Source organism: Desulfosarcina variabilis str. Montpellier (assembly GCF_048565275.1).
GTDB lineage: Bacteria > Desulfobacterota > Desulfobacteria > Desulfobacterales > Desulfosarcinaceae > Desulfosarcina > Desulfosarcina variabilis.
In genome coordinates, this window is record NZ_CP159846.1 from 2,384,418 (window position 1) to 2,403,778 (window position 19,361).

Sequence of the window (19,361 nt, forward strand, 5' to 3'; positions counted from 1 at the left end):
GGGATTCACCGCATTTGTTGACACTAAGTGCGGATGTTCCTATATTGTTTTTTATTTTAGCCATGTTTCCCACGCTCTTTGGTGGCGTGGTTTTTTTATTTTATCATTCAGAAGGAGAGAAGAATGGCCAACCAGAAGGACAGTTACAAGGAAGAGATTGATCGGGCAACAGCGGTATTCGAGACCAACATGGGAACGTTTGAAGCCGAGTTGTACGCCAAGGAATGCCCGGAAACCGTATGGAACTTTATCAATCTTGCCGAAGGACGGCAAGAGACGGCCCGGGGGGGGAATTATTATGATGGATTGAGTTTTCACCGGGTGATCGAAGGCTTTGTCATCCAGGGCGGATGCCCCTTTGGCAACGGCACCGGTGGTCCGGGCTACCAGTTCAAGGATGAATTTCATCCGGATCTCAAACACGATGGGCCTGGTGTGCTCTCCATGGCCAATGCCGGTCCGGGAACCAATGGCAGCCAGTTTTTTGTTACGCTGGCGCCCACGCCGCATTTGGACAACCGTCATTCAGTATTTGGCAAGGTTGTCGAAGGCATGGATGTGGTCATGAAAATCGGTTCCATTGCCACCGGCCCCATGGATAAACCCAAAGAAGCGGTGATCATGGAAAAGGTGACCATCAAGAGATGATGGGATGACTTTCAAAGAAGAGACAACCGTCTTCACACGTTAACTAATTACAAAATTGAGCGGTTAGCCATTAGCTTTTAGCGATTACCATGTGATTCAAGAGAATTGCTGTTAAGGGCTAACGGCTAATGCCTAAAAGCTAATGGCTCAATTTGGGTAATACTCCCGGAGAAAGAGGCGCTGAATGATCGAAATCAAAACTGTCAACCTGAAACGTGCCAAGGTGAACACCCTGGTGGTGCCGGTTTGTGAGGACCAGGATATTCACACGGATTCATCTGTCGCATCCCTGATCGATATGGCCAAGGCCTATGACGAGTTCAACGGCAAAAAGGGAGAGACTTTGACCCTGTTTCAGCCGGACGGCACCCAGATTGTTCGAGCGCTTTTTTTCGGGCTTGGAAACGCTGAGAAGATCAACGCAGAGTCGTTCAGATGTGTTGCCGGCAAGGCGGTCGGTTTCGGAATCAAGACCGGGCTGGCCGCCCTGACCATTGCCACGCCTTCTGCTGCCAACCTTTTGATCGATGCACAAACGATTTTCAAGGCATTGATGGAAGGCGCGGTGCTGGGCAATCATGTTTTCGACCACTACAAAGAGAAGAAAGAGAAGAAAGCGCTCAAACAGGTGGTGCTGATGGCCACCGCCGCCCAGAAGAAAGCCTACAGCGGTCTGGCCAAAACCGTGGCGGCCGTGTGCGGCGCCAGTATAACCGCCCGGCAGTGGATATCCACGCCGTCAAATGACAAACAACCCGATACCTTTGCGCAAATGATCAAACACGCATCAACATTGCCGGGGCTGAAGACGACCATCATGGATGAACGCTGGTTGGAAAAACAAAAGTTCGGTGCCATGCTGGCGGTCGGTCAGGGCTCCAGTGCATCTCCGCGTCTGGTTATCGTGGAATACGCCCCCAAAGGGAAAAAGGCCCGGCAAACCGTGGTGCTGGTCGGCAAGGGAGTAACCTTTGACTCTGGCGGAATCAACCTAAAGCCTTCCGGCAGCATCGAAACCATGAAAATGGATATGTCCGGAGCGGCGGCCGTTGCCGGTACCATGCTTGCCGTGGCAGCCCTGAAGCCCGATATCAAGGTGGTCGGCGTCATGCCCCTGGTGGAAAACATGCCTTCGGGAACGGCCATTCGTCCGGGTGATATTGTGCGTTCCTTTGCCGGTAAAACGATTGAAATCGGCAATACCGATGCCGAAGGCCGTCTGATTCTTATCGATGCCATGGCCTGGGCGATCAAAAAATACAAACCGGACACGATGATCGACCTGGCCACGCTGACCGGTGCCTGCATGATCGCCCTGGGCGAAAAAATCGCCGGTGTGTTTTCCAACGATCAACAGCTTGCCGAGCGCATCGTGGCTTCCGGGGAGGCGACCCATGAACGCTGCTGGTCGCTGCCCTTGCCCGAGGATTACAAAGAGCTGTTGAAAAACGATTTTGCCGATCTGAACAACATGAGCAGTAGCCGTTATGGCGGCGCCATTACCGCCGCCCTGTTCCTCTCTGAATTTGTCGGCGATACCCGCTGGGCCCATATTGATATCGCCGGCCCGGCGTGGATCAAGAAGGCCTCGGATTACTGCGGTGCCGGTGGGACGGGCTTTGGGGTGCGGTTGCTGTGCGATTGGATCGGCGGGGTCTGAGATCCCACGCTTGCACAATAGTCGATCATGCTGCAGGAAAAAGAAAGATGGCTTTTCGATCGTCACCGTTGCGAAAAGCCATCCGAGCTATCTAGTGTCCATCCACGAATAGGAAAATTTGGTCGAGATCAAGGCGCCCGAAAAATTTAACCACAGGCATATAGTTGATATTCCGAGGATTAAATTTTTCGGGCAACGCCGATATCGGGCAAATTGGCCATTCGTGGATGGGCACTATCTAAAAATAATCGCCAAACCGGAAAATAATGACGGCATTGAAATAAAGTTCGGTGGATGAACCATCGAAATCATAATCTTCGTATGTATGGCTGTCATTTTCTATCACACCAAGAAAATTGCTGAATATATATCCGGCTTTCAATCCCAGGGTCACGGTCGAGCCGATATTGAAATTCGCCCCGATGACCGGACCGATCCCATACTCAAATGAATAGACATCGGCATAGGGGTTGCGGTCGATGTCACCCGACGCATAGGCAAATCTTAATTCCGGCCCCAGCCATAGCCTCACGGCTGGAGTTCTTAAAACGCCAAAGCCGAAATCGTGACTCATGGAAATGCCACTCATATCAAACTCGCCGAATCCACTGACTTCATCTTCCCAGGTTTCATAACCGATTTGAAAGCGGTAATTGAACAGCTGATCCCGGGCAACCGTGGTGTCCAGAACAAAGCCGAAAGCCCTTCGTGAGCGATCTCCATCAAAATCCCGGGTCCAGCTCTCGTCTTCATCATAATAATAGTAATGATCGTCATCTTCATATTCGATGGTCCATTCCGGTGATGCATTCCCTAATTCATAAAAGAACCCTATGCCAATCGCACTGGCCGTGGTGGTGAAAAAAAAGGTGGCAACAAAAGCAGAAGCAAGACAAGCAAAAAACAGTTTCTTCATCAAATCCCCCTCAAAGCAATAAAAAGTTGATGGATTTACTTCATCACAAATTCGTCAAGCCGAACAGACATCCGCCATTCTTCAGAATTTGAGATTAAAAACAAATATTATATTACTGCGTTGGGTTTAGAAAATAGGAGTGAACAAATACTCTTTAAGTGAAAAGGTGATGTGTGTCAACTGTAAATCAGCAATTGTAATTTTGGAGGTGTTCAGCAGGAATTTCATCGATCGATAGTAAAAAATGACGATCGATTACGATTACGAGCACGAGCACGAAAAACGCCAATGCCCGTCGTGCTCAGCGAAGCGTTGCTCGTAATCGGAAAATTCGCCATGGCATAATTACAATTGCTGATTGCAAAAGTGAAGTACGTAGAGTTTCAATCCTTGTTCTAATGGATCGGTTCCCTCAAGCCGATGGAACGTATTATCTCTGGTATTCGATCGATGGGAACAGTGGGGGGAAAGTGCCAATGGCTCTGTGCAGAAGATAGCCAGCAACGATAATTACATAGGCGAGATTCCGTTCATGTGGGGTCAGAATATCAAGTCGATTATCAATCCGTTGCATGGCAAATTTGAACAAGAAAGCTGAGAATATTACCGAAACTGAAAATAATATTAGGCTCCTCGCTATTTCATGTCGGTAAATCGAAGTTCAGTTTGCCTGCAATAAGATAAATCATGGTGGTAAGTGCTCGTTCTGTCCGATACCCACGGGCTCTGGCTTTTGCTGCTTGAATAAGACTGTTTATCCCTTCCAGAATCCCGTTGTTGATTCTGGATTCAAACCAACGCAGGACACCATCCCAGTGGTTCTTGATGATGTAAGCAGCCTTCTTCATAGGTTCCAGAAGGATGTGGGTTGCCCAGAAATACCATTTCTTCAAAAAGGTTTCAGCGGTCTGGAGGGACTTCTGATAGAATCCCTGAAAATTGAGTTTTATATTGGGGTGTCTAAAAAGCGGGTTTTTGAATCATTTTTTTTACCCGTAATTTGTGTTTGAAAAGATACAAAGGAGTGTGTCGGCAATACTTTTTTTCTTGAAACGGTACTGATATATGGTACTATTTGTCTTGTGAAACGCAAATACCAAAAGACATTGAACGCAATCTTCGCTAGACCGGTGGGCGGAAATATAAAATGGCAGGATATTGAAGCCCTATTTGTTGAACTGGGCGGAGATTTGACCCAACGAGAGGGTTCACGAATCGGTGTTCGCCTTTTTGGTGAAAGGAGAGTGTTTCACCGACCGCATCCCTCGCCAAATACGGACAAAGGCGCCGTAGCCAGCATTCGAAAATGGTTAGCGGACAATGGAGTAACACCATGATGAACATTATGGAAATCAATGGCTATCAGGCTGTCATCAAATACGACCCGGAAATTGAAATGTTTCGTGGAGAATTCATTGGCCTAAACGGTGGTGCCGATTTTTATGCCAGCGATATTGATGGGCTTCGCAGAGAAGGAGAGACGTCTTTAAAGGTGTTTCTTGAGATGTGCAAAGAAGACGGGGTAGAGCCGCGCAAGGCGTTTTCCGGCAAATTCAACCTGCGTGTATCACCGGAGTTGCATGCTCGTCTCGTTACCCGCGCTACAGCAGAAGGAAAAAGTTTGAATAAGTGGGTAGCGGATCTTCTTGATGAGTCGATCGGTGCTGATTAAAAAACGTCGCCAATATTTCATTCCAAGCTGACCCGCTACGCCTTTCGAGAGTGCTGACTATCTTTCACCTAACCGAGGATGGGTTCCCACGCAGCGCGTGGGAACCAGAAACACCCTATTTATGCCGTTCCACCATCCCTTCAGCCAGTTTTTCCGCTGAGCGGCCGAACAAGTCGTCCGCCGGTACTTCGTCCAGGTAAGTATCAGACCAGGAGACATTGTTTTCTTGCATGATACTTTTCATGTGCTCATGTTCACCCAACAATGCCTTGATTTTGTTTCCAAGCGGGATCGTCTCTTTAAGTCCGTTTTTTGTACTGAGTCAGAATCGGATTTTTAATGCGATATCTATATTAAATGAGCCATCTGTTTGATCATAGCTGCTTGAATTATCCGGGTAATCATATTCATCGAGTTCTCCGAAAAGGTTGATATCCATGCTCACATGGTCACCAAACCAGAACCTGGGGTTGATGCCGAAAACCAAATTGTACCGATCGTATAATTCGGCTTGGTCCGGATCCCAGGTGGTAAAGTCAAAATAAAAATAAATGGCAAAACGGCTAAAAGCGGGTCCGAAATTGAGTCCAAAATTATACGCAGTCCATTCATCAGTGTCTGTGCTATACTCATATTCTTCTTGGCCGTAACCGAAAGTTAAATCTAAAACAAATCGGGCGCCACCCCCGTAGGCGGCTTTGTAGTTCAAAAGATACCAATTGGTTGTGTAATCATTTTCCCAACTAAATCCATTGGAATTTTTATAGCTGCGCTCTTTAAGAAAGTTGGAATAGCTGAACCGTAGGCGATGCTTGCCCTCCAGGTATTGGTCCACCCAAAGTTTGAATTTGCGACGATCACCATCAGCATCATATGAATAACTATCACTATAACCATAATAATTGCTTTCATCGGTTGAAAATGAATAATCGTATTCTTTTTCTTCACTGCCTAAAGCAACGGCAATCCCCAACCCGGTATTGGAGGGGAAATAATAGGATCCGCCGAGCTCAAAATCTTGATAGCTCGTTTCCCAACTCTTTTTGCCAGTTCCATAATGATATCCGACTTCTATGTCCCTATCCTCCTCATAGGTGCCCCCGGAAAAGCTGGCGTAGATCCTCGCCGGGTGCTGGAGGAACACCTTCAGGTCGTTGGGTACTTCCGCAATCAAAAGCTCGTTAAAATAAAAAGTGTAGCCGAGCTTGTAACGATTACCGCTAATATCCCCGTCCTCATCATAATCATGACCATACTCTTCACTATCTGCGTCTAACTCGACTGCTCCGCCAAAAAAGCCAACATTTGCATCAATGTCGTGACGGGCGGCCAAGGCCCCGCTGGTCATAAACATTGATAATACTACCGCCAACATCCATTCAACTTTTCCTTGCCAACATTTCCCCATGGTGGTTGTCCTTTCTAAAAAGATTTGGTGTAGATTGGAAACAAAAAGTAATTTTAGATGTTATATTATTGGTAATCGGTAATCGGTAATCGGTAATCGGTAATCGGTGAGCGGTGAGCAGCGATCGGTGAACAAACGGGGAACCAATGCTGAGGTCTGGGGGCTTGGCGCATTAGACGCCAACCCCCACCCCTTGAATCCTACTTATGTCGCTGAAGCCTCTCCTCAGCCGGTAGGGTGGGCACCGCCCACCATTTAAGATACGAGATGGGCCTGACGGCGGGCATTGCCCGCCCTACGCGAGAAGATTGGTCTTGTAAAAAACCAACAATCTATTTATGTTTTTGGACCATCCCTTCAGCCAGTTTTTCCGCTGAGCGGCCGAACAAGTCGTCCACCGGAACTTCGTCCAGGTAAGTGTCGGACCAGGAGACACTGTTTTCGTACACAATGTTCTTCATGTGCTCGTATTTGCCCCCCAATGCCTTGATTTTGGTCCCCAGCGGGATCGTCTCTTTAAATCCGATGTTGAGCAGCAGCAGGTAGCGAATGCGGCTGCCGTCGGTGGGGTCTTCGGACGTGGCCGGAATCACCACGATACTGCGCCCGTCTTTTCTGCCCTTGCCGATATAGACATTGCCCTGGCGCACAATGATGCGCTTGGTGCCTTTCAGGACCGAATCCTTTTCCACCCGGGACGGCAGCTCGGCCAAAATTCCCGTCTTTTTCAGGATCGTGATGGTGGTTTGGTCCGTGGGATCACCAAACAGGCCAAGGCCATCGATACGGTAGAGAATACTACCCTTGACATGATCGATAACGCCTTGAATATTTCTCATGACGATGACGTTACGGTTGATCACCTGGGCGATGTCCAGGTCATGGGCGGTCAGCGCGTCGAAGAGGACCCCTTCCACCCGTTCGCTGATCCGGCTGGTGCCCACGGTTACGGTTTTGGCCTGGTGCTTGATGGCATCCACGGGCCTGGACATGAGATTGATCGACTCGCCTAGCACGCGAAAAAGGGTGTCCAGCACATTTTTGGCCGTGCCCTTCAAACCGAAATCCAGTTCGAAATCGGTGAGCGGCAGGTGGCCCGACAGGTACTTGAACAAAAGGGTCAGATCCGATGCATGGGTAATGGCCGTGGGAAACTGTTCGGCTCTGCGCTTTTCACGAAAGGCTCTGTAGAATTGAGCGATTTTCTCTCTAAAGCTTTTCTCAAGGACCACTTCATAGATGTCCAGGCCTTGTTTGGCCAGGCCATCCACGGTGTCTTGGATGGATTCCCGGACTTCGTGTAGAAATCGAGATCCTTCATGAATGGCCAGGGCCGCGTGATAGCCCCAGATGTGGCCCACCAGGGTGTTGAGAATGGGGGCGAACTGGGGACTGACCTGAGGCACATGGAATACGTCCTCGGCATATGGATCGAAGCGCTCCTCGCCTTCGTCGGCAATGATTACCGGCGCCGCCTTGTGGGCCTTGAAGATCGCCGTGTCCTTGATGATATCGCCGATCACGGTACCCTTGGAGCCGGCTGCGCAGACGATGATCAGGGGTTCGGACGAAAGATCGATATGCTTTTTGTCTTCCACATAGTCCGATGAAATGGTTTTGTAACACAGCTCACTGAGTTTGATGCGGATTTCATCAGCCGATGACTTGTTGGGGCCGCTACCCACGGCAGCCCAGTAGGTTTTGGTGGCGGCCAGTCGCCGGGCCGAGGCCTGGATTGTTTCTCCCATATCAAACACGGTGCGCATATGATTGGGGATGCTGAGGAGTTCGGCAATCTGATCCGAGAGAAATTCTTTGGATCGTTTGCCGCGGATGCTGGCCACCTTCAGGCCCAGCAGGGCGCCGGCGACGATCTGGGAGTAAAAGGCCTTGGTGGAGGCCACGCTCATCTCAATATCCCGGCCGCTGGATGTATAGATCACACCGTCCACTTTAAAGGTGATATCCGAGTCGCGCCGGTTGACGATGGCCAGGGTATGGGCCCCGCGCGCCCGGACCATGTCCACGGTGCGGTTGGTATCGGTGGTGGTGCCTGACTGGCTGATGGCCACGACCAGGGTGTCGGCCATGCTTTGATCATCGTCGCCCTCGGTAAGCTCGAAGCCGGAAAGTTCCGATGCTTTGAGCGCGCGCAGTTGAATGGTCGGATCCGCCAGATAGGATTTGAGGATATCGGCGCAGGCCTGGGCAGCCACGCCGGCTGTTCCCTGGCCGACGAAGAAGACCCGCCGGATGCGATCACCCTTGAATGCATCTTCCAGTGACTTCGGGAAAATACCTTCGTCCAGGTGAATGACATAGTGCTGGCCCTGGCTGTCCTCGGCGATCTTCCAGCGATTAAGCAGCGTTCGTTCCACAGACAGCGGCGCTTCGGAGATTTCTTTGAGAAAATAGTGAGGAAATTGCTGGCGATCGATATCCCGAGAGGTGATTTCCGTATGCTTGATGTCGGCATCGGTCAGCTGGATGGGCGTGCCATCGTAGTACATGGCCGTGATGCCGGATATACCGCCGGTGGATCGTTGGTCGAGCACGAAAATCTGCCCCTGGGTTTTGCCGTTTTTACCATCCACGACCTTCTCGCCGTTCATTTTCAAAAAGGAGGGCGTTTCTTCGATGAACCCGTACACCTCTGATGCCGGCATGTAATGGTCTTCGGCCAATCCGATGAAAACGGCCTGGCCGCTGCCCTTCTGGGCCAGGAAGAATCGTCCCGGTGCCAGATCGGTGTGCATGGCAATGGCATGAGACCCCTGAAAGTCGCTTACCGCCAGTCGGAACGCTTCGGTAACGTCGACGCCGCTGGTCAGGTAGTGCTCGATCAACAGTGGAATGATCTTGGTATCCGTAGTGATCGACTCGGGAATGACTTGCCCGGATGTTTCCACGATCGCCCTGAGTTCCATGTAGTTGTCGATATCACCGTTCAGGCAGGCGTGAATAATGGGGCGGTCTTTCAAGGTGGCGCCGGCCATGGTATTGTCCACCGGGTGGCAGTTGGGTTCGGTAATGGCACCAATGGAGGCCCAGCGGGTATGGGAAGATACCGTGTGAAACAAGTGGGGCGTGGAAGCGACCTGCCGCAAAATGGCATCCTCGGTGATCTGCCCGCGCAAAAACCGGATATTGTCTCCCAGACTGCCGATTTCTGCGGCAATTTTATAGACCATGGTCAAGGCCACGATCGGCTCTCCATCCTTACTGGTGGACGGGTTCATGCTGATGCTGGTGTTGCCCAGTACATCATGGTTCATGCGCGCTTGGAAATCATCGGTCAGGCCGCTTTTATCCAGCGCCGTGGCCAGGGCATCATAGTCGCTTTGGGGAAAAATAAACAGAATCGAAATGCCCGCTGAATCACGGCCCCGGACTTCAAGCCGGTCAATACTGTTGAGCACGGCATTGATTTGCCGGAAAACCGTAATACAGGTGTCCGGTCTCTGGCCGGCATCCTCTCCCATCAACGCTTTGATGCGGGAAAGATTGCCGGCCAGTTCCACGTTGATCGTCCAGATAATGTCCTTGAGTGCATCAATCCGTGTGGAGATCATATCCACGGCCTGGGTCTCCAGACTGCCGGCCTGGTTGGCCAGCTGTTCCTGTTCCCGCTGCAGTACCGTTGACAAACGGCCCGCCAGATCCATGAGTGTCTGCTTCGCTGTTTCATCCTTGTACAGGTCCAGGAAGGCCGGTTCCTGTTTAAAGACCCGGACCGCGGTCAACAGGTGCTCGAGGGTGTCTGCTCCCCCCAGATAGCTGTCCTGGAGCGTTTGGGGTGGCACGGGTTGGGACGTCAGGCCGGCGGTTTCCACCGCATCGACCAGTTTGCCCAGGGCCGGCAGATCAACAGCCGCATCGCGGTCTGATTTGCCTTTGACGGCGATCAGCCCGGCCAGGCCACAGCAAAGCTGGCGGGTTGAGCAGGGAAAAAGGATAATCGCCGGCCCGGTTACCGCACTTGGATAACGGCCCCAGTAAACAGATGGCAGGGGCGGCATGCGGCGGCGGAGTTGTTGGCATACACGTAACATCAGATCGGCAGCGCGAGCGGCGCGCCCGCGTGCGTTCGCAAATCGATTTTTTTGCATGATCTTCCTCAATGGATTGTGGCCTTTGGGCAGTGCCCAATGGCCGGTTACATCTTCAGGTAAAGTTCCCTGATTTTGTCGCGGGTCATGATGGTTTTCCAATCTTTGCCCAGGGCATTTTCCCACAGGGGTTCCAGTACCAGGGATACATCGATCATCTGGTTCATCTGCGCATCGGTCAGGCCGGATGTCAGATTGCGCGGCAGCTGGATACTGCCACGGTCCATCATCTGCCGGAATTCGTCGACCCCTTCCGGGTAATAATCTTCCAGCACGTCAAAGGCCACGCAATTGCCGATGCCATGGTGCAGCCCCAGCACAAATGCCAGGCCGTAGGACAGGGCGTGACAGATACCCACCTGGGAGTAGGCGATGCTCATTCCTCCGCAGTAGGAGGCCATCATCAGCTTGTCGTCCGCATCCTCAAAATCATTTAAAAATACGTCCTGGCAAAGCTGCATGGATTTTTCACCATACGCCTGGGAAAAGCTGTTGAGATAGGTGCCGGTCAGCGATTCCACGCAGTGGATGTAACAGTCCATGCCTGTGTAAAAACGCTGCGGGTTGGGCGCGTCGGCAATCATCTCCGGGTCCAGGACGATCTGGTCGAATACCGTGTGATCCGAGTTGAGACCCAACTTTTTCTCAGGACCGGTCAGCACCGTGGTACGGGACACTTCGGCACCGGTACCGGACAGTGTGGGCACGGCGGCGTGGTAGACGGCCGGTTTCTTGATCAGATCCCAGCCCTGGTAGTCGGCGGAGGACCCGTCATTGGTGAGCATGAGGGCCACGGCCTTGGAAAGGTCCATGGTACTGCCCCCGCCGATTCCGATCACACCGCAGGGCAGCGCGTCCTGTTTGGCAGCCATATGATTTTTCACATCCAGGGTCAGCTGATCCACGTAGGTGGTTTTGGGTTCATCGTCAACATTGACCCAAATCAGCATATCATCGGCACCAAGCGGCAACCGGTCTTTGAGTGGCTTGTCTTTGAACACGTCATCCACCAGAAATACCATTACCGATTCATTGCCCTGCCGTTTTTCGCGCAGAATATCCCCCAGCTGGGCAAAGCATCCCCGGCCAAAGATCACTTTGGAAACCATTTTAAAATTGCGAAACATAATTAGTCCTTTATCGGTAGTTAGTTCTTTTTTCTGAAATTCAGTTTTCCTTTTCGGATGCCTAAGCACGCCTTTGAAAGTGCTGGATAAGGCCCGATAACAAGGCGGAAAACGGCTCGGAAGCGGAGCATATATGACAATATGTGAGCATTTCGAGTCGTTTTCTAACGCCGTTAGCGGGCCTTAGACGGTGCTTTCAAAGGCGTGCCTAAATGTCTTGCAGTACTTTCGCAGTCGTCCGGGCCCGTTCTTCCAACTGCTCGGGTGTCCATCCCAGTTTGATCTGCATGGAAATGGCCCGCTGCATGATGGCATCGGATTGCGGCAGGTGGATGCGGTTGTAGTCCGGAATGTTGGGCAGCGCCTCAACCGCCAGTCGGGCCGATGCTTTCAGGCTATGAAAGTGATTCCATTTGCGGATGTAGTGCCAGTTGTTGTCGAACCAGTGAAAACAGCCGTCCACACCGGCAGCAGACAGGGCCGCGACCGCCTGGCGGGCCTTGTCCAGATCGGGCATGAAAAAGGTCAGAAAGGTTGCCGAATCACCGGCCGGGTCCGGCAGCTGACGAAAGGCGACCCCGGAAACACCGGTTATGGCTTCTTTGATCACGGCTTTGTTGTGGCGCTGGGTGTCCAGAATCCAGTCCAGCTTGCGCAGCTGGGCCAGGCCCACGGCGGCGTTGAGCTCGCTGATGCGGTAGTTGGTGCCGATGATCAGGTGGTCTTCGGCGCCGCGATCGGTGCCGATGTGATCGTGGCCATGATCGGCATAGGCATCGGCTGCCAGATAGATGTCCTTGTCGTTGGTGATCACGGCTCCACCTTCGCCGCAGGTAATCGTCTTGACCGGATCAAAGGAAAAGCACCCGGCCTTGCCAAAGCTGCCCAGCGCATCGCCCTGGTAGGTGGCGCCCACACTCTGGCAGGCGTCCTCCAACAGAATCAGGCCCTTGCTGTCGCAAAGCTGTTTGAGCTCGTCAATGCGGGCCATGGAACCGCACATGTGCACGGGGATGACCGCTTTGGTGGCCGGGGTCAGGGCGGCTTCCACCGCCTCGGGCGAAAGGCACAGGGTCTCGTCGATTTCGGCGAACACCGGCACGGCGCCGGCCATGAGTACCGCTTCGACGGTGGCCACGAAGGTGAATGGGGGCACGATGACTTCATCGCCGGCTCCCACGCCGCAGGCGGCCATGGCGGTGCCAAGGGCTGCCGTGCCACTGGCGCAAAGGTGTGCATAGGAAACGCCCAATCGCTGGGCCAGTTCCGTTTCAAAGGTTTTGGCTTTCCAGTGGTCCTTGCGGGCACCGTCGAAACCGTAGCGAAAAAGAACACCGGTTTCCAATACGTCGCCTACCTGCTCGCGTTCCTCCTGGCCGAATATTTCAAAGCCGGGCATGGTATGCCTCCTTATCTTGAATTGAAAAGTCTCTGAAAATAAAAAAATAAAATTAGCATAATCTGAAAGTCGAATAAAATTGAAACGCCCAGTTGGGGGTGAAATGCGGTCTATTATGATATCATCAAGTATATTTATCCCACCCGCATGAATTTGAAAAGGTCGGATTTGGGGCCGATCAGCTGCTGGAATCTGTTCCGGTTTGACTTTTTTTGGTGAAATAGTCTTTGAAATGACGTTTGATGATCATGCGGCCATACTGGCTGGCCCGGATGCCAATGTATTTTTCATGGGCCACCACGACCGATACCACAATTTTTTCGGATCCTTTTTTTTCCGTGGCATAGCCCACAAACCAGTCAAAGCGGACATCGTTGGTCCGGTTGTTGATGGAGCCGGTTTTACCCCCTACGTTGAGACGGGACAGCACTTTGTCGCGGGAGTAACCGCGAAAGGGTTTTCTGGCCGTTCCTTTCTTTACGGTTGCGATCATCAGTTGATCCAGTACCTCAGCGGTTTCAGGGGAAACCGCCGGTGGCAAGAAACGGGGACTGCTTTGGTAGACCATGCGGCCGCTCGGGTCATCGATGCGGTCCACCAGCGTCGGTTCCGCGGGTTTGCCGTTGTTGACGATGGCGGACACGATCACGGCGCCGTGCAGGGGCGAAATGGTGGTCTGATTGTTAAACCCACTGGCGATTTCCGCCCGCCTGTAGGAATCCGGCCCCACTTCCAGATGGCTGGTGGGCCAGGGCAGCTCGAATCCGACGTCACGATTGAAAAAAAACGCATCACCGAAAGTCGCCAGCGCCTGTTGATCCAGATAAAGGGCGCCGATTTTTCCAAATACCGGATTGACCGATTGGGCAAAAGAATCCTTGAAGGAGATGGCGTTGGTATAGCGATTGGTCCGATCGGTCAGTTGGCGTTTATACAAGGTGTGCTTGTAGCCGTTGAATTTTAAACGGGTTCGAGCCGTATAGCCTTTCTCCTGGATGGCGGCCGCGGCAGTGATGATTTTAAACAGGCTGGCCGCCGGATAGTCCGCCCGCAGGCAGGCATCCTGATCCGGATCGATTTTGTTGAATCCGGCCATGGTCAGCAATCGGCCGGTGTCGGGCTGCATGGTGACGATGCCGATATAGCGCGAGTTGACCCGGTCCATTTTCTTGAGCAGGTACTGTTGCAGATCCAGGTCCAGGCTGGTGTAAACCCGGTAAGGACGATGGTCAAAGGATATCTCGACCGGCTGCTCGACCACATTCGTCAGCCGCGTGTTGCCCAGAAATATCCGAACATCGGACTTCTGGATCAATTTTTTCGGTTGACCTGTTTTTGACAGTGGCACAGCCGGGGGGGCGGCCGGTGCCGGCTCGGCGATCCTCACCGCTGGGGCTGGCGCCTTTTCCTTATCGGTGAAAAAGACCTTGCCCACGAGCACCACCATCAGGGCGACCATACCACCTAAGATCAGGCGTTGACACAGTCGTCGCAGACGAATCTTGTCGACCTGTTTTTGATTCCGCCTGAGGTATTCCTGGTAAGCTCTCCAGCCCGTTTGGTGCGGATATTTATCAGGATTATGGGAAAAAGTCATCGGCGAAAAAGCATTCCTGTCAGCTCAGCGGTGTGCCTGCCTTGACGGGTTTGTCCAGGGTGGCCACGGTCACGCCGGAATCGTCACTGGCCGCGATGAGCATGCCTTTGGACAAGACCCCCATGAGTTTGGCGGGCTTGAGATTGGCGACTACGATAACCTGTTTGCCAACCAGCGATTCAGGGTCGTAGCTGCCGGCGATACCGGAAACGATGGTTCGTTTTTCGCCCAGATCCACTTCCAGTTGCAACAGCTTTTTGGCCCGGGGAACGGCCTGGGCAGAGATCACCGTGGCCACACGTAAATCCACTTTGGCAAAGTCGTCAATGGTGATTTCGGGTTTAATGGGACTGGCCATGGCACTTTCGCTTTCTGCTGACTGGTTTTTTTGTTGCCTGTCTTTCAGCTCTACGCGGGGGAACAGGGAAATCGATTTTTTCAGTTTGATGCCCGGTGTCAGACCGCCCCAGATTGTCAGCCGGTCCATCTTGTAAAACGCATCATCGCCGTCAAGGCCCAAGTGTTTCTGCATGCTGGTGGCGGTGTCGGGCATCACGGGATAGATCAGCCCGGAGATGATGCGCAGTCCTTCCAACAGATTGTAGATCACCGTTTCCAGCTGTTTGTGGGCCGCCTTGTTTTTGGCCAGGGTCCAGGGGGCGGTGATGTCCACGTATTTGTTCATGTGAGTAATGAATTCCCAGACTGCCGCCAGGGCCTTATGAAAAGCAAAGGTATCCATGTTGGCCGCATAGGCATCGATGGCATTACGGGCCTTTTGGGCCAGTCCCAGATCCATTTCCTTTTCCACATCCAGGGCCGGCTCGGGCACCACCCCCTTGAAATACTTGTGGGCCATGGAGAGCACCCGTGAAAACAGGTTGCCCAGATCATTGGCCAGATCCGCGTTGATGCGTCCGACCAGGGCCTCTTCGCTGAAGTTCGAATCCAGGCCAAAGGCCATGTCGCGCATCAGAAAGAAACGAAACGCGTCCAGACCGTAGATGTTTTTCATTTCAAGGGGTTCGATTACATTGCCGATGCTTTTGGACATCTTGCTCTGATCCACGTTCCAGTAGCCGTGAACATTGAGATGCTGGTAGATCGGCAGACCGGCCGCTTTGAGCATGATCGGCCAGTAGATCCCGTGGGGTTTGAGGATGTCCTTGGCCACGACATGCTGGGCCACGGGCCAAAAGGTATGGTACAGCTCACCGTCCGGGTATCCCAGGGCCGAGACATAGTTGAGCAGGGCGTCGAACCACACATAGGTCACATAGTCATGGTCAAAGGGCAGGGTGATGCCCCATTTTAACCGGGATTTGGGCCTGGAGATACAAAGATCCCCCAGCGGCTCGCGCAAAAACGCCAACACCTCGTTTTTGTAGCGTTCGGGCCGGATAAAATCCGGGTTCGCATTGATGTAGTCGATCAGCCACTGCTGATAACGGCTCATTTTGAAAAAGTAATTGGATTCCTTGATGGTTTCCGGGGGCGTCTGATGATCCGGGCACCGGCCGTCCACCAGTTCGCGCTCGGTGTAGAACCGCTCACAGCCAAAACAGTACAGTCCTTCATATTCGGCGAAATAGATGTCGCCGGCATCGTAAATACGCTGCAAAATGCTTTCCACAACGGCTATGTGGGATGGATCGGTGGTGCGGATAAAGGCATTGTTGGAGATGTTCATCTCGGGCCACAGACTGCTGAACAGACCGCTGATCTTATCCACATACTCACGCGGCGTGCAGTTTTCTTTTTTGGCGGCGCGTACAATTTTGTCCCCATGTTCGTCGGTGCCGGTCAGAAAATAGGTTTGCTCCCTGGACATGGATTGAAAGCGGTTGACCACATCGGCGACAATGGTGGTATAGGCATGCCCCAGATGGGGCCGGGCATTCACATAGTAGATCGGGGTGGTGATATAAAACGGCGCAGCCATGGTTTATCTCCTGTTTTCAATAATATCGTCGAGGCTGATTTCAACTTCGCCGCCTTGTTCCAGTTTGACGGTCAGGCGGTTGCAGATCACGTTGTGGCGGGTCACCTTACCGGACCCACTTTTGGTGTTGATGACCTTGCCAATTTTTGGGAAATTTTTCTTTAGTTGGCGATAGGTTTCGTTCTCAAAGGTCAGGCAGCACATCAGGCGGCCGCATTGGCCTGATATTTTGGTCGGGTTGAGGGACAGCCCCTGCTGTTTGGCCATGCGGATCGATACCGGATCAAATTTTTCCATGAATGAAGAGCAGCAAAACACTCGCCCGCAGCGGCCGATGCCCCCGCACATTTTGGCTTGGTTGCGAATGCCCACCTGGCGCATTTCAATGCGTACCCGGAACTGTTTGACCAGGATTTTAACCAGCTGCCTGAAATCCACGCGCCCATCGGCGGTAAAGAAAAATGTCAGCCGGCTGGCATCAAAGGTGCTCTCGACGCTGAAAAGGTTCATGTGCAGGCCGAGGGATTTGATGCTTTTCAAACAGAAGGCGTGCGCCTCACGCTCCAGGGTTTTGTTGTTTTCGACCTGTTTAAGGTCTTTATCATTGGCTTTGCGAAAGACTTTTTTCAGGGGTTTGCCCGATCGCTTGGCTTCATCAATCACCTCCGGAGGGGTCTCCACCGTGCCAAAGCCCAGACCTTTTTCTGTTTCCACGATAACCTTTTCACCCACATTGAGTACAAAGGCACCGCAGCTGAAATCGTAAATTTTACCGCCTTTTTTAAAGCGGATTCCCACTTTTTTAATCATGCTGTCACACCAGACATCGTCAGGACCATGGCGTCCAGGGTTAACCTCAGGTTGGTATTGGACTTCAGTGATTCCCGCGCATGATCGACCGCATCGATGTATGCCAACAGCTGTACCGGCGTGACGGTTTGCGCGGTTTTGCTCAGGGTATCCAACCGATCCTTGTTCAATACATGCGCCGGTGCATGGCGGGCCACCAACAGGTCCCGCAACCACATTGTAATGATTTCCAGGGATTCTTCAACAAGATCCTTGCGCCTGGCCAAGATTTCCGATAACGCCATCCAAGGCTCAATGTGGGTCGGGCCGGTCGCCAGCACATGACTCAGCGCTTCAATGATCCATTCTCGCCGTTTTATCCATTTGGGGTCAACCCATTTGCGCGCCCGCGCGATGCTGCCGCCGCACAAACCGGCAACGGTTCGGGCGGATTGGGCCTCGACTTGATCCACCTGGATCAGCACTTGTTCAATATCCGCCGCATCCAGCGGGGAAAAATGGATGTGCCGGCAGCGGGACACAATGGTGGGCAATAAATCGGACGTCTGCCGGGCCGTGAGTACGATCAGCGTCCGGTCCGGGGGCTCTTCCAATACTTTGAGCAGTGCATTGCCCGATTCCGGATTCATGCATTGTGCATTTGAGATAATCACCACCCGTTTGTCCGCCTCGTTGGGTTTAAGGGCCAGGTTTTCGAGCAGGGCCCGGATCTGGTCAATTTTTATCACCGATGGCATGGGAGCAATCTGAATGATGTCCGGGTGGTGGCCGCCGATGATTTTTTTACAAGGCGCACACTCACCACAGGCATCAATGGCATTGGGTTTGACAGGGGAGGCGAGTGCCGATTTCAGTGTCCGGCAGTTACAGGCCATGGCAAACGCCATGGCCGTTGTTTGTTTGCCCACGCCATCGTCACCGGTAAAGAGCAGGGCGTGGGGCAAGGTCCCATTGCGAATGAGCGTTTTAAGCAGCGTGATAGGGTGGTGTTGGCCAACGATGGCGTCAAATCCGATTGCCGTCGTCATGTTATATTTTCCAAAGCGGTTGGATTGGCCCGCCACCGCCATTGAGACAACGGGTGGTCGGGCACAGCCGGCCCTCCAGCGCTGGATGCTTGCGGGGATCTATTGATCCACCCGTTCCTTGAGTTCTTTGCCGGCTTTGAAAAAAGGAAGTTTCTTGGGCTTGATGGTAACCTTTTCGCCGGTTTTGGGGTTTCTTCCTGTATAGCTTTTGTACTCTTTCACGAAAAAGCTGCATAAGCCACGAATTTCAACACGTTCTCCATCAGACATGGCGTCGGCCATGCTGTCAAAAAAGATCTGGACCACTTTTGCCGCTTCGGACTTGGATATATCGGCTTTCGTTTTCAAAGCGGAGATGAGCTCCAGTTTGTTCATATACCCTCCTTGAACAATCGGTGATGTGCGCGAATCAAAGCTGTTCCTATAAAACAGAACTTAATACAAAGTCAAGCAGTTATCTTAATATTTCCGGCAGCTTTTCCACGTCTTCAGCATTGACATTTACAGCGGCAAACTGGCCCAGGGCCTCGATGTTGACGATTACCCGGCCGTCCCCCCGGTAGCTTGAGAAAACGCCCATCACCCCGGCAAACGGGCCGTTGATGACGACGACGCGATCCCCTTTTTTAAAGCGGGTGCCGGTGATCACTTCTTCATCTGTGGCGACCATGATTTTCAGTGAATGGATCGTGTCGTCGGCGATGGCTACCGGACCGCGGGCACTGCCGATCAGCCGTACCGCACCGGTGGTTTTCAGGATTTCCACATGCTCGTACGGATTAAGATCGGTGCGCACAAAAACGTAGCCGGGGAAAAGCGGCACGCGAATCATCTTGTGGCGATCGCGGCGCCGACTCTTTACCGTGATTTTGGGCAAAAAGACGTCTAATGATTTTTTGGTGAGTCCCTCATTGACGACATTTTCAAACCGGCTTTTTGTGTGTAGGGCATACCATGCCTGGGTAAGTTTGTCTCCGGCCATAACGCTAAGGTTCCGTTCCAATAAAATAGCCAATGAATCTGAAATTTTCAGTGATTATATACC

The 19,361-nt window shown here is 52.3% G+C and carries 17 protein-coding genes; 5 read left to right on the top strand and 12 right to left on the bottom strand.

Annotated features, from left to right (window positions below):
• The first annotated feature begins 123 nt into the window (after window positions 1-123).
• Complete coding sequence (locus Dvar_RS10785) at window positions 124-648, top strand: peptidylprolyl isomerase (RefSeq protein ID WP_419661696.1); 525 nt, start codon at window positions 124-126, stop codon at window positions 646-648.
• Window positions 649-832: 184 nt separating this feature from the next.
• Window positions 833-2,308, top strand: coding sequence for a leucyl aminopeptidase (locus Dvar_RS10790; RefSeq protein ID WP_419661697.1), 1,476 nt, complete (start codon window positions 833-835; stop codon window positions 2,306-2,308).
• A 238-nt stretch (window positions 2,309-2,546) separates the two neighbouring features.
• On the opposite strand, the gene Dvar_RS10795 is transcribed toward Dvar_RS10790, so the two are convergent.
• Together Dvar_RS10795 and Dvar_RS10800 are read right to left on the bottom strand one after the other, a co-directional pair.
• The gene (locus tag Dvar_RS10795) at window positions 2,547-3,224 is read right to left on the bottom strand and encodes a hypothetical protein (protein ID WP_419661698.1); all 678 of its coding nucleotides are present in this window, start codon (window positions 3,222-3,224) and stop codon (window positions 2,547-2,549) included.
• Window positions 3,225-3,865: 641 nt separating this feature from the next.
• Window positions 3,866-4,174: an ISL3 family transposase gene (locus Dvar_RS10800; protein ID WP_419664100.1), complete on the bottom strand. Its 309-nt coding sequence runs from the start codon at window positions 4,172-4,174 to the stop codon at window positions 3,866-3,868.
• A 180-nt stretch (window positions 4,175-4,354) separates the two neighbouring features.
• Between Dvar_RS10800 and Dvar_RS10805 the strand changes: the two genes are divergently transcribed.
• Both Dvar_RS10805 and Dvar_RS10810 read left to right on the top strand, forming a co-directional pair.
• Window positions 4,355-4,561: a type II toxin-antitoxin system HicA family toxin gene (locus Dvar_RS10805; RefSeq protein ID WP_419664101.1), complete on the top strand. Its 207-nt coding sequence runs from the start codon at window positions 4,355-4,357 to the stop codon at window positions 4,559-4,561.
• The gene (locus tag Dvar_RS10810) at window positions 4,558-4,896 is read left to right on the top strand and encodes a type II toxin-antitoxin system HicB family antitoxin (RefSeq protein ID WP_419661699.1); all 339 of its coding nucleotides are present in this window, start codon (window positions 4,558-4,560) and stop codon (window positions 4,894-4,896) included. Before Dvar_RS10805 ends, Dvar_RS10810 begins: the two co-directional genes overlap by 4 nt.
• A 322-nt stretch (window positions 4,897-5,218) precedes the next feature.
• Here the strand turns inward: Dvar_RS10810 and Dvar_RS10815 are convergent, their stop codons facing one another.
• The gene (locus tag Dvar_RS10815; RefSeq protein ID WP_419661700.1) at window positions 5,219-6,304 is read right to left on the bottom strand and encodes a hypothetical protein; all 1,086 of its coding nucleotides are present in this window, start codon (window positions 6,302-6,304) and stop codon (window positions 5,219-5,221) included.
• Window positions 6,305-6,431: 127 nt separating this feature from the next.
• Between Dvar_RS10815 and Dvar_RS10820 the strand changes: the two genes are divergently transcribed.
• Window positions 6,432-6,563 (top strand): hypothetical protein, encoded by a 132-nt coding sequence (locus Dvar_RS10820; protein ID WP_419661701.1) that lies wholly within the window; start codon window positions 6,432-6,434, stop codon window positions 6,561-6,563.
• A 73-nt stretch (window positions 6,564-6,636) separates the two neighbouring features.
• Here Dvar_RS10820 and Dvar_RS10825 read toward each other — a convergent pair whose 3' ends face one another.
• The 9 genes from Dvar_RS10825 to nusG form a co-directional block, all read right to left on the bottom strand.
• Complete coding sequence (locus tag Dvar_RS10825; RefSeq protein WP_419661702.1) at window positions 6,637-10,413, bottom strand: SIS domain-containing protein; 3,777 nt, start codon at window positions 10,411-10,413, stop codon at window positions 6,637-6,639.
• Window positions 10,414-10,460: 47 nt separating this feature from the next.
• Window positions 10,461-11,540, bottom strand: coding sequence for an iron-containing alcohol dehydrogenase family protein (locus Dvar_RS10830; protein WP_419661704.1), 1,080 nt, complete (start codon window positions 11,538-11,540; stop codon window positions 10,461-10,463).
• A 208-nt stretch (window positions 11,541-11,748) separates the two neighbouring features.
• Complete coding sequence (locus Dvar_RS10835; protein ID WP_419661706.1) at window positions 11,749-12,939, bottom strand: DegT/DnrJ/EryC1/StrS family aminotransferase; 1,191 nt, start codon at window positions 12,937-12,939, stop codon at window positions 11,749-11,751.
• Between the two features lie 178 nt (window positions 12,940-13,117).
• Window positions 13,118-14,536 (bottom strand): penicillin-binding transpeptidase domain-containing protein, encoded by a 1,419-nt coding sequence (locus Dvar_RS10840; RefSeq protein WP_419661707.1) that lies wholly within the window; start codon window positions 14,534-14,536, stop codon window positions 13,118-13,120.
• Between the two features lie 19 nt (window positions 14,537-14,555).
• Window positions 14,556-16,478: a methionine--tRNA ligase gene (gene metG, locus Dvar_RS10845; RefSeq protein WP_419661708.1), complete on the bottom strand. Its 1,923-nt coding sequence runs from the start codon at window positions 16,476-16,478 to the stop codon at window positions 14,556-14,558.
• 3 nt (window positions 16,479-16,481) lie between these two features.
• The gene (locus Dvar_RS10850) at window positions 16,482-17,288 is read right to left on the bottom strand and encodes a PSP1 domain-containing protein (RefSeq protein WP_419661709.1); all 807 of its coding nucleotides are present in this window, start codon (window positions 17,286-17,288) and stop codon (window positions 16,482-16,484) included.
• The gene (holB, locus tag Dvar_RS10855; protein WP_419661710.1) at window positions 17,285-18,316 is read right to left on the bottom strand and encodes a DNA polymerase III subunit delta'; all 1,032 of its coding nucleotides are present in this window, start codon (window positions 18,314-18,316) and stop codon (window positions 17,285-17,287) included. The genes Dvar_RS10850 and holB overlap by 4 nt, the downstream gene beginning before the upstream one ends.
• A gap of 99 nt (window positions 18,317-18,415) precedes the next feature.
• Window positions 18,416-18,691, bottom strand: a complete 276-nt coding sequence (locus tag Dvar_RS10860) for an HU family DNA-binding protein (protein ID WP_419661711.1) — start codon at window positions 18,689-18,691, stop codon at window positions 18,416-18,418.
• Window positions 18,692-18,770: 79 nt separating this feature from the next.
• Window positions 18,771-19,298 (bottom strand): transcription termination/antitermination protein NusG, encoded by a 528-nt coding sequence (nusG, locus tag Dvar_RS10865; protein ID WP_419661712.1) that lies wholly within the window; start codon window positions 19,296-19,298, stop codon window positions 18,771-18,773.
• Window positions 19,299-19,361: the final 63 nt, after the last annotated feature.

Bases quoted from the DNA above. Each gene is read 5' to 3' on its own strand.
- metG (WP_419661708.1), bottom strand. From the start codon at position 16,478: ATGGCTGCGCCGTTTTATATCACCACCCCGATCTACTATGTGAATGCC.
- Dvar_RS10825 (WP_419661702.1), bottom strand. From the start codon at position 10,413: ATGCAAAAAAATCGATTTGCGAACGCACGCGGGCGCGCCGCTCGCGCT.
- Dvar_RS10840 (WP_419661707.1), bottom strand. From the start codon at position 14,536: ATGACTTTTTCCCATAATCCTGATAAATATCCGCACCAAACGGGCTGG.
- Dvar_RS10795 (WP_419661698.1), bottom strand. From the start codon at position 3,224: ATGAAGAAACTGTTTTTTGCTTGTCTTGCTTCTGCTTTTGTTGCCACC.
- Dvar_RS10850 (WP_419661709.1), bottom strand. From the start codon at position 17,288: ATGATTAAAAAAGTGGGAATCCGCTTTAAAAAAGGCGGTAAAATTTAC.
- Dvar_RS10815 (WP_419661700.1), bottom strand. From the start codon at position 6,304: ATGGGGAAATGTTGGCAAGGAAAAGTTGAATGGATGTTGGCGGTAGTA.
- Dvar_RS10835 (WP_419661706.1), bottom strand. From the start codon at position 12,939: ATGCCCGGCTTTGAAATATTCGGCCAGGAGGAACGCGAGCAGGTAGGC.
- nusG (WP_419661712.1), bottom strand. From the start codon at position 19,298: ATGGCCGGAGACAAACTTACCCAGGCATGGTATGCCCTACACACAAAA.
- Dvar_RS10810 (WP_419661699.1), top strand. From the start codon at position 4,558: ATGATGAACATTATGGAAATCAATGGCTATCAGGCTGTCATCAAATAC.
- Dvar_RS10785 (WP_419661696.1), top strand. From the start codon at position 124: ATGGCCAACCAGAAGGACAGTTACAAGGAAGAGATTGATCGGGCAACA.
- Dvar_RS10860 (WP_419661711.1), bottom strand. From the start codon at position 18,691: ATGAACAAACTGGAGCTCATCTCCGCTTTGAAAACGAAAGCCGATATA.
- holB (WP_419661710.1), bottom strand. From the start codon at position 18,316: ATGACGACGGCAATCGGATTTGACGCCATCGTTGGCCAACACCACCCT.
- Dvar_RS10830 (WP_419661704.1), bottom strand. From the start codon at position 11,540: ATGTTTCGCAATTTTAAAATGGTTTCCAAAGTGATCTTTGGCCGGGGA.
- Dvar_RS10790 (WP_419661697.1), top strand. From the start codon at position 833: ATGATCGAAATCAAAACTGTCAACCTGAAACGTGCCAAGGTGAACACC.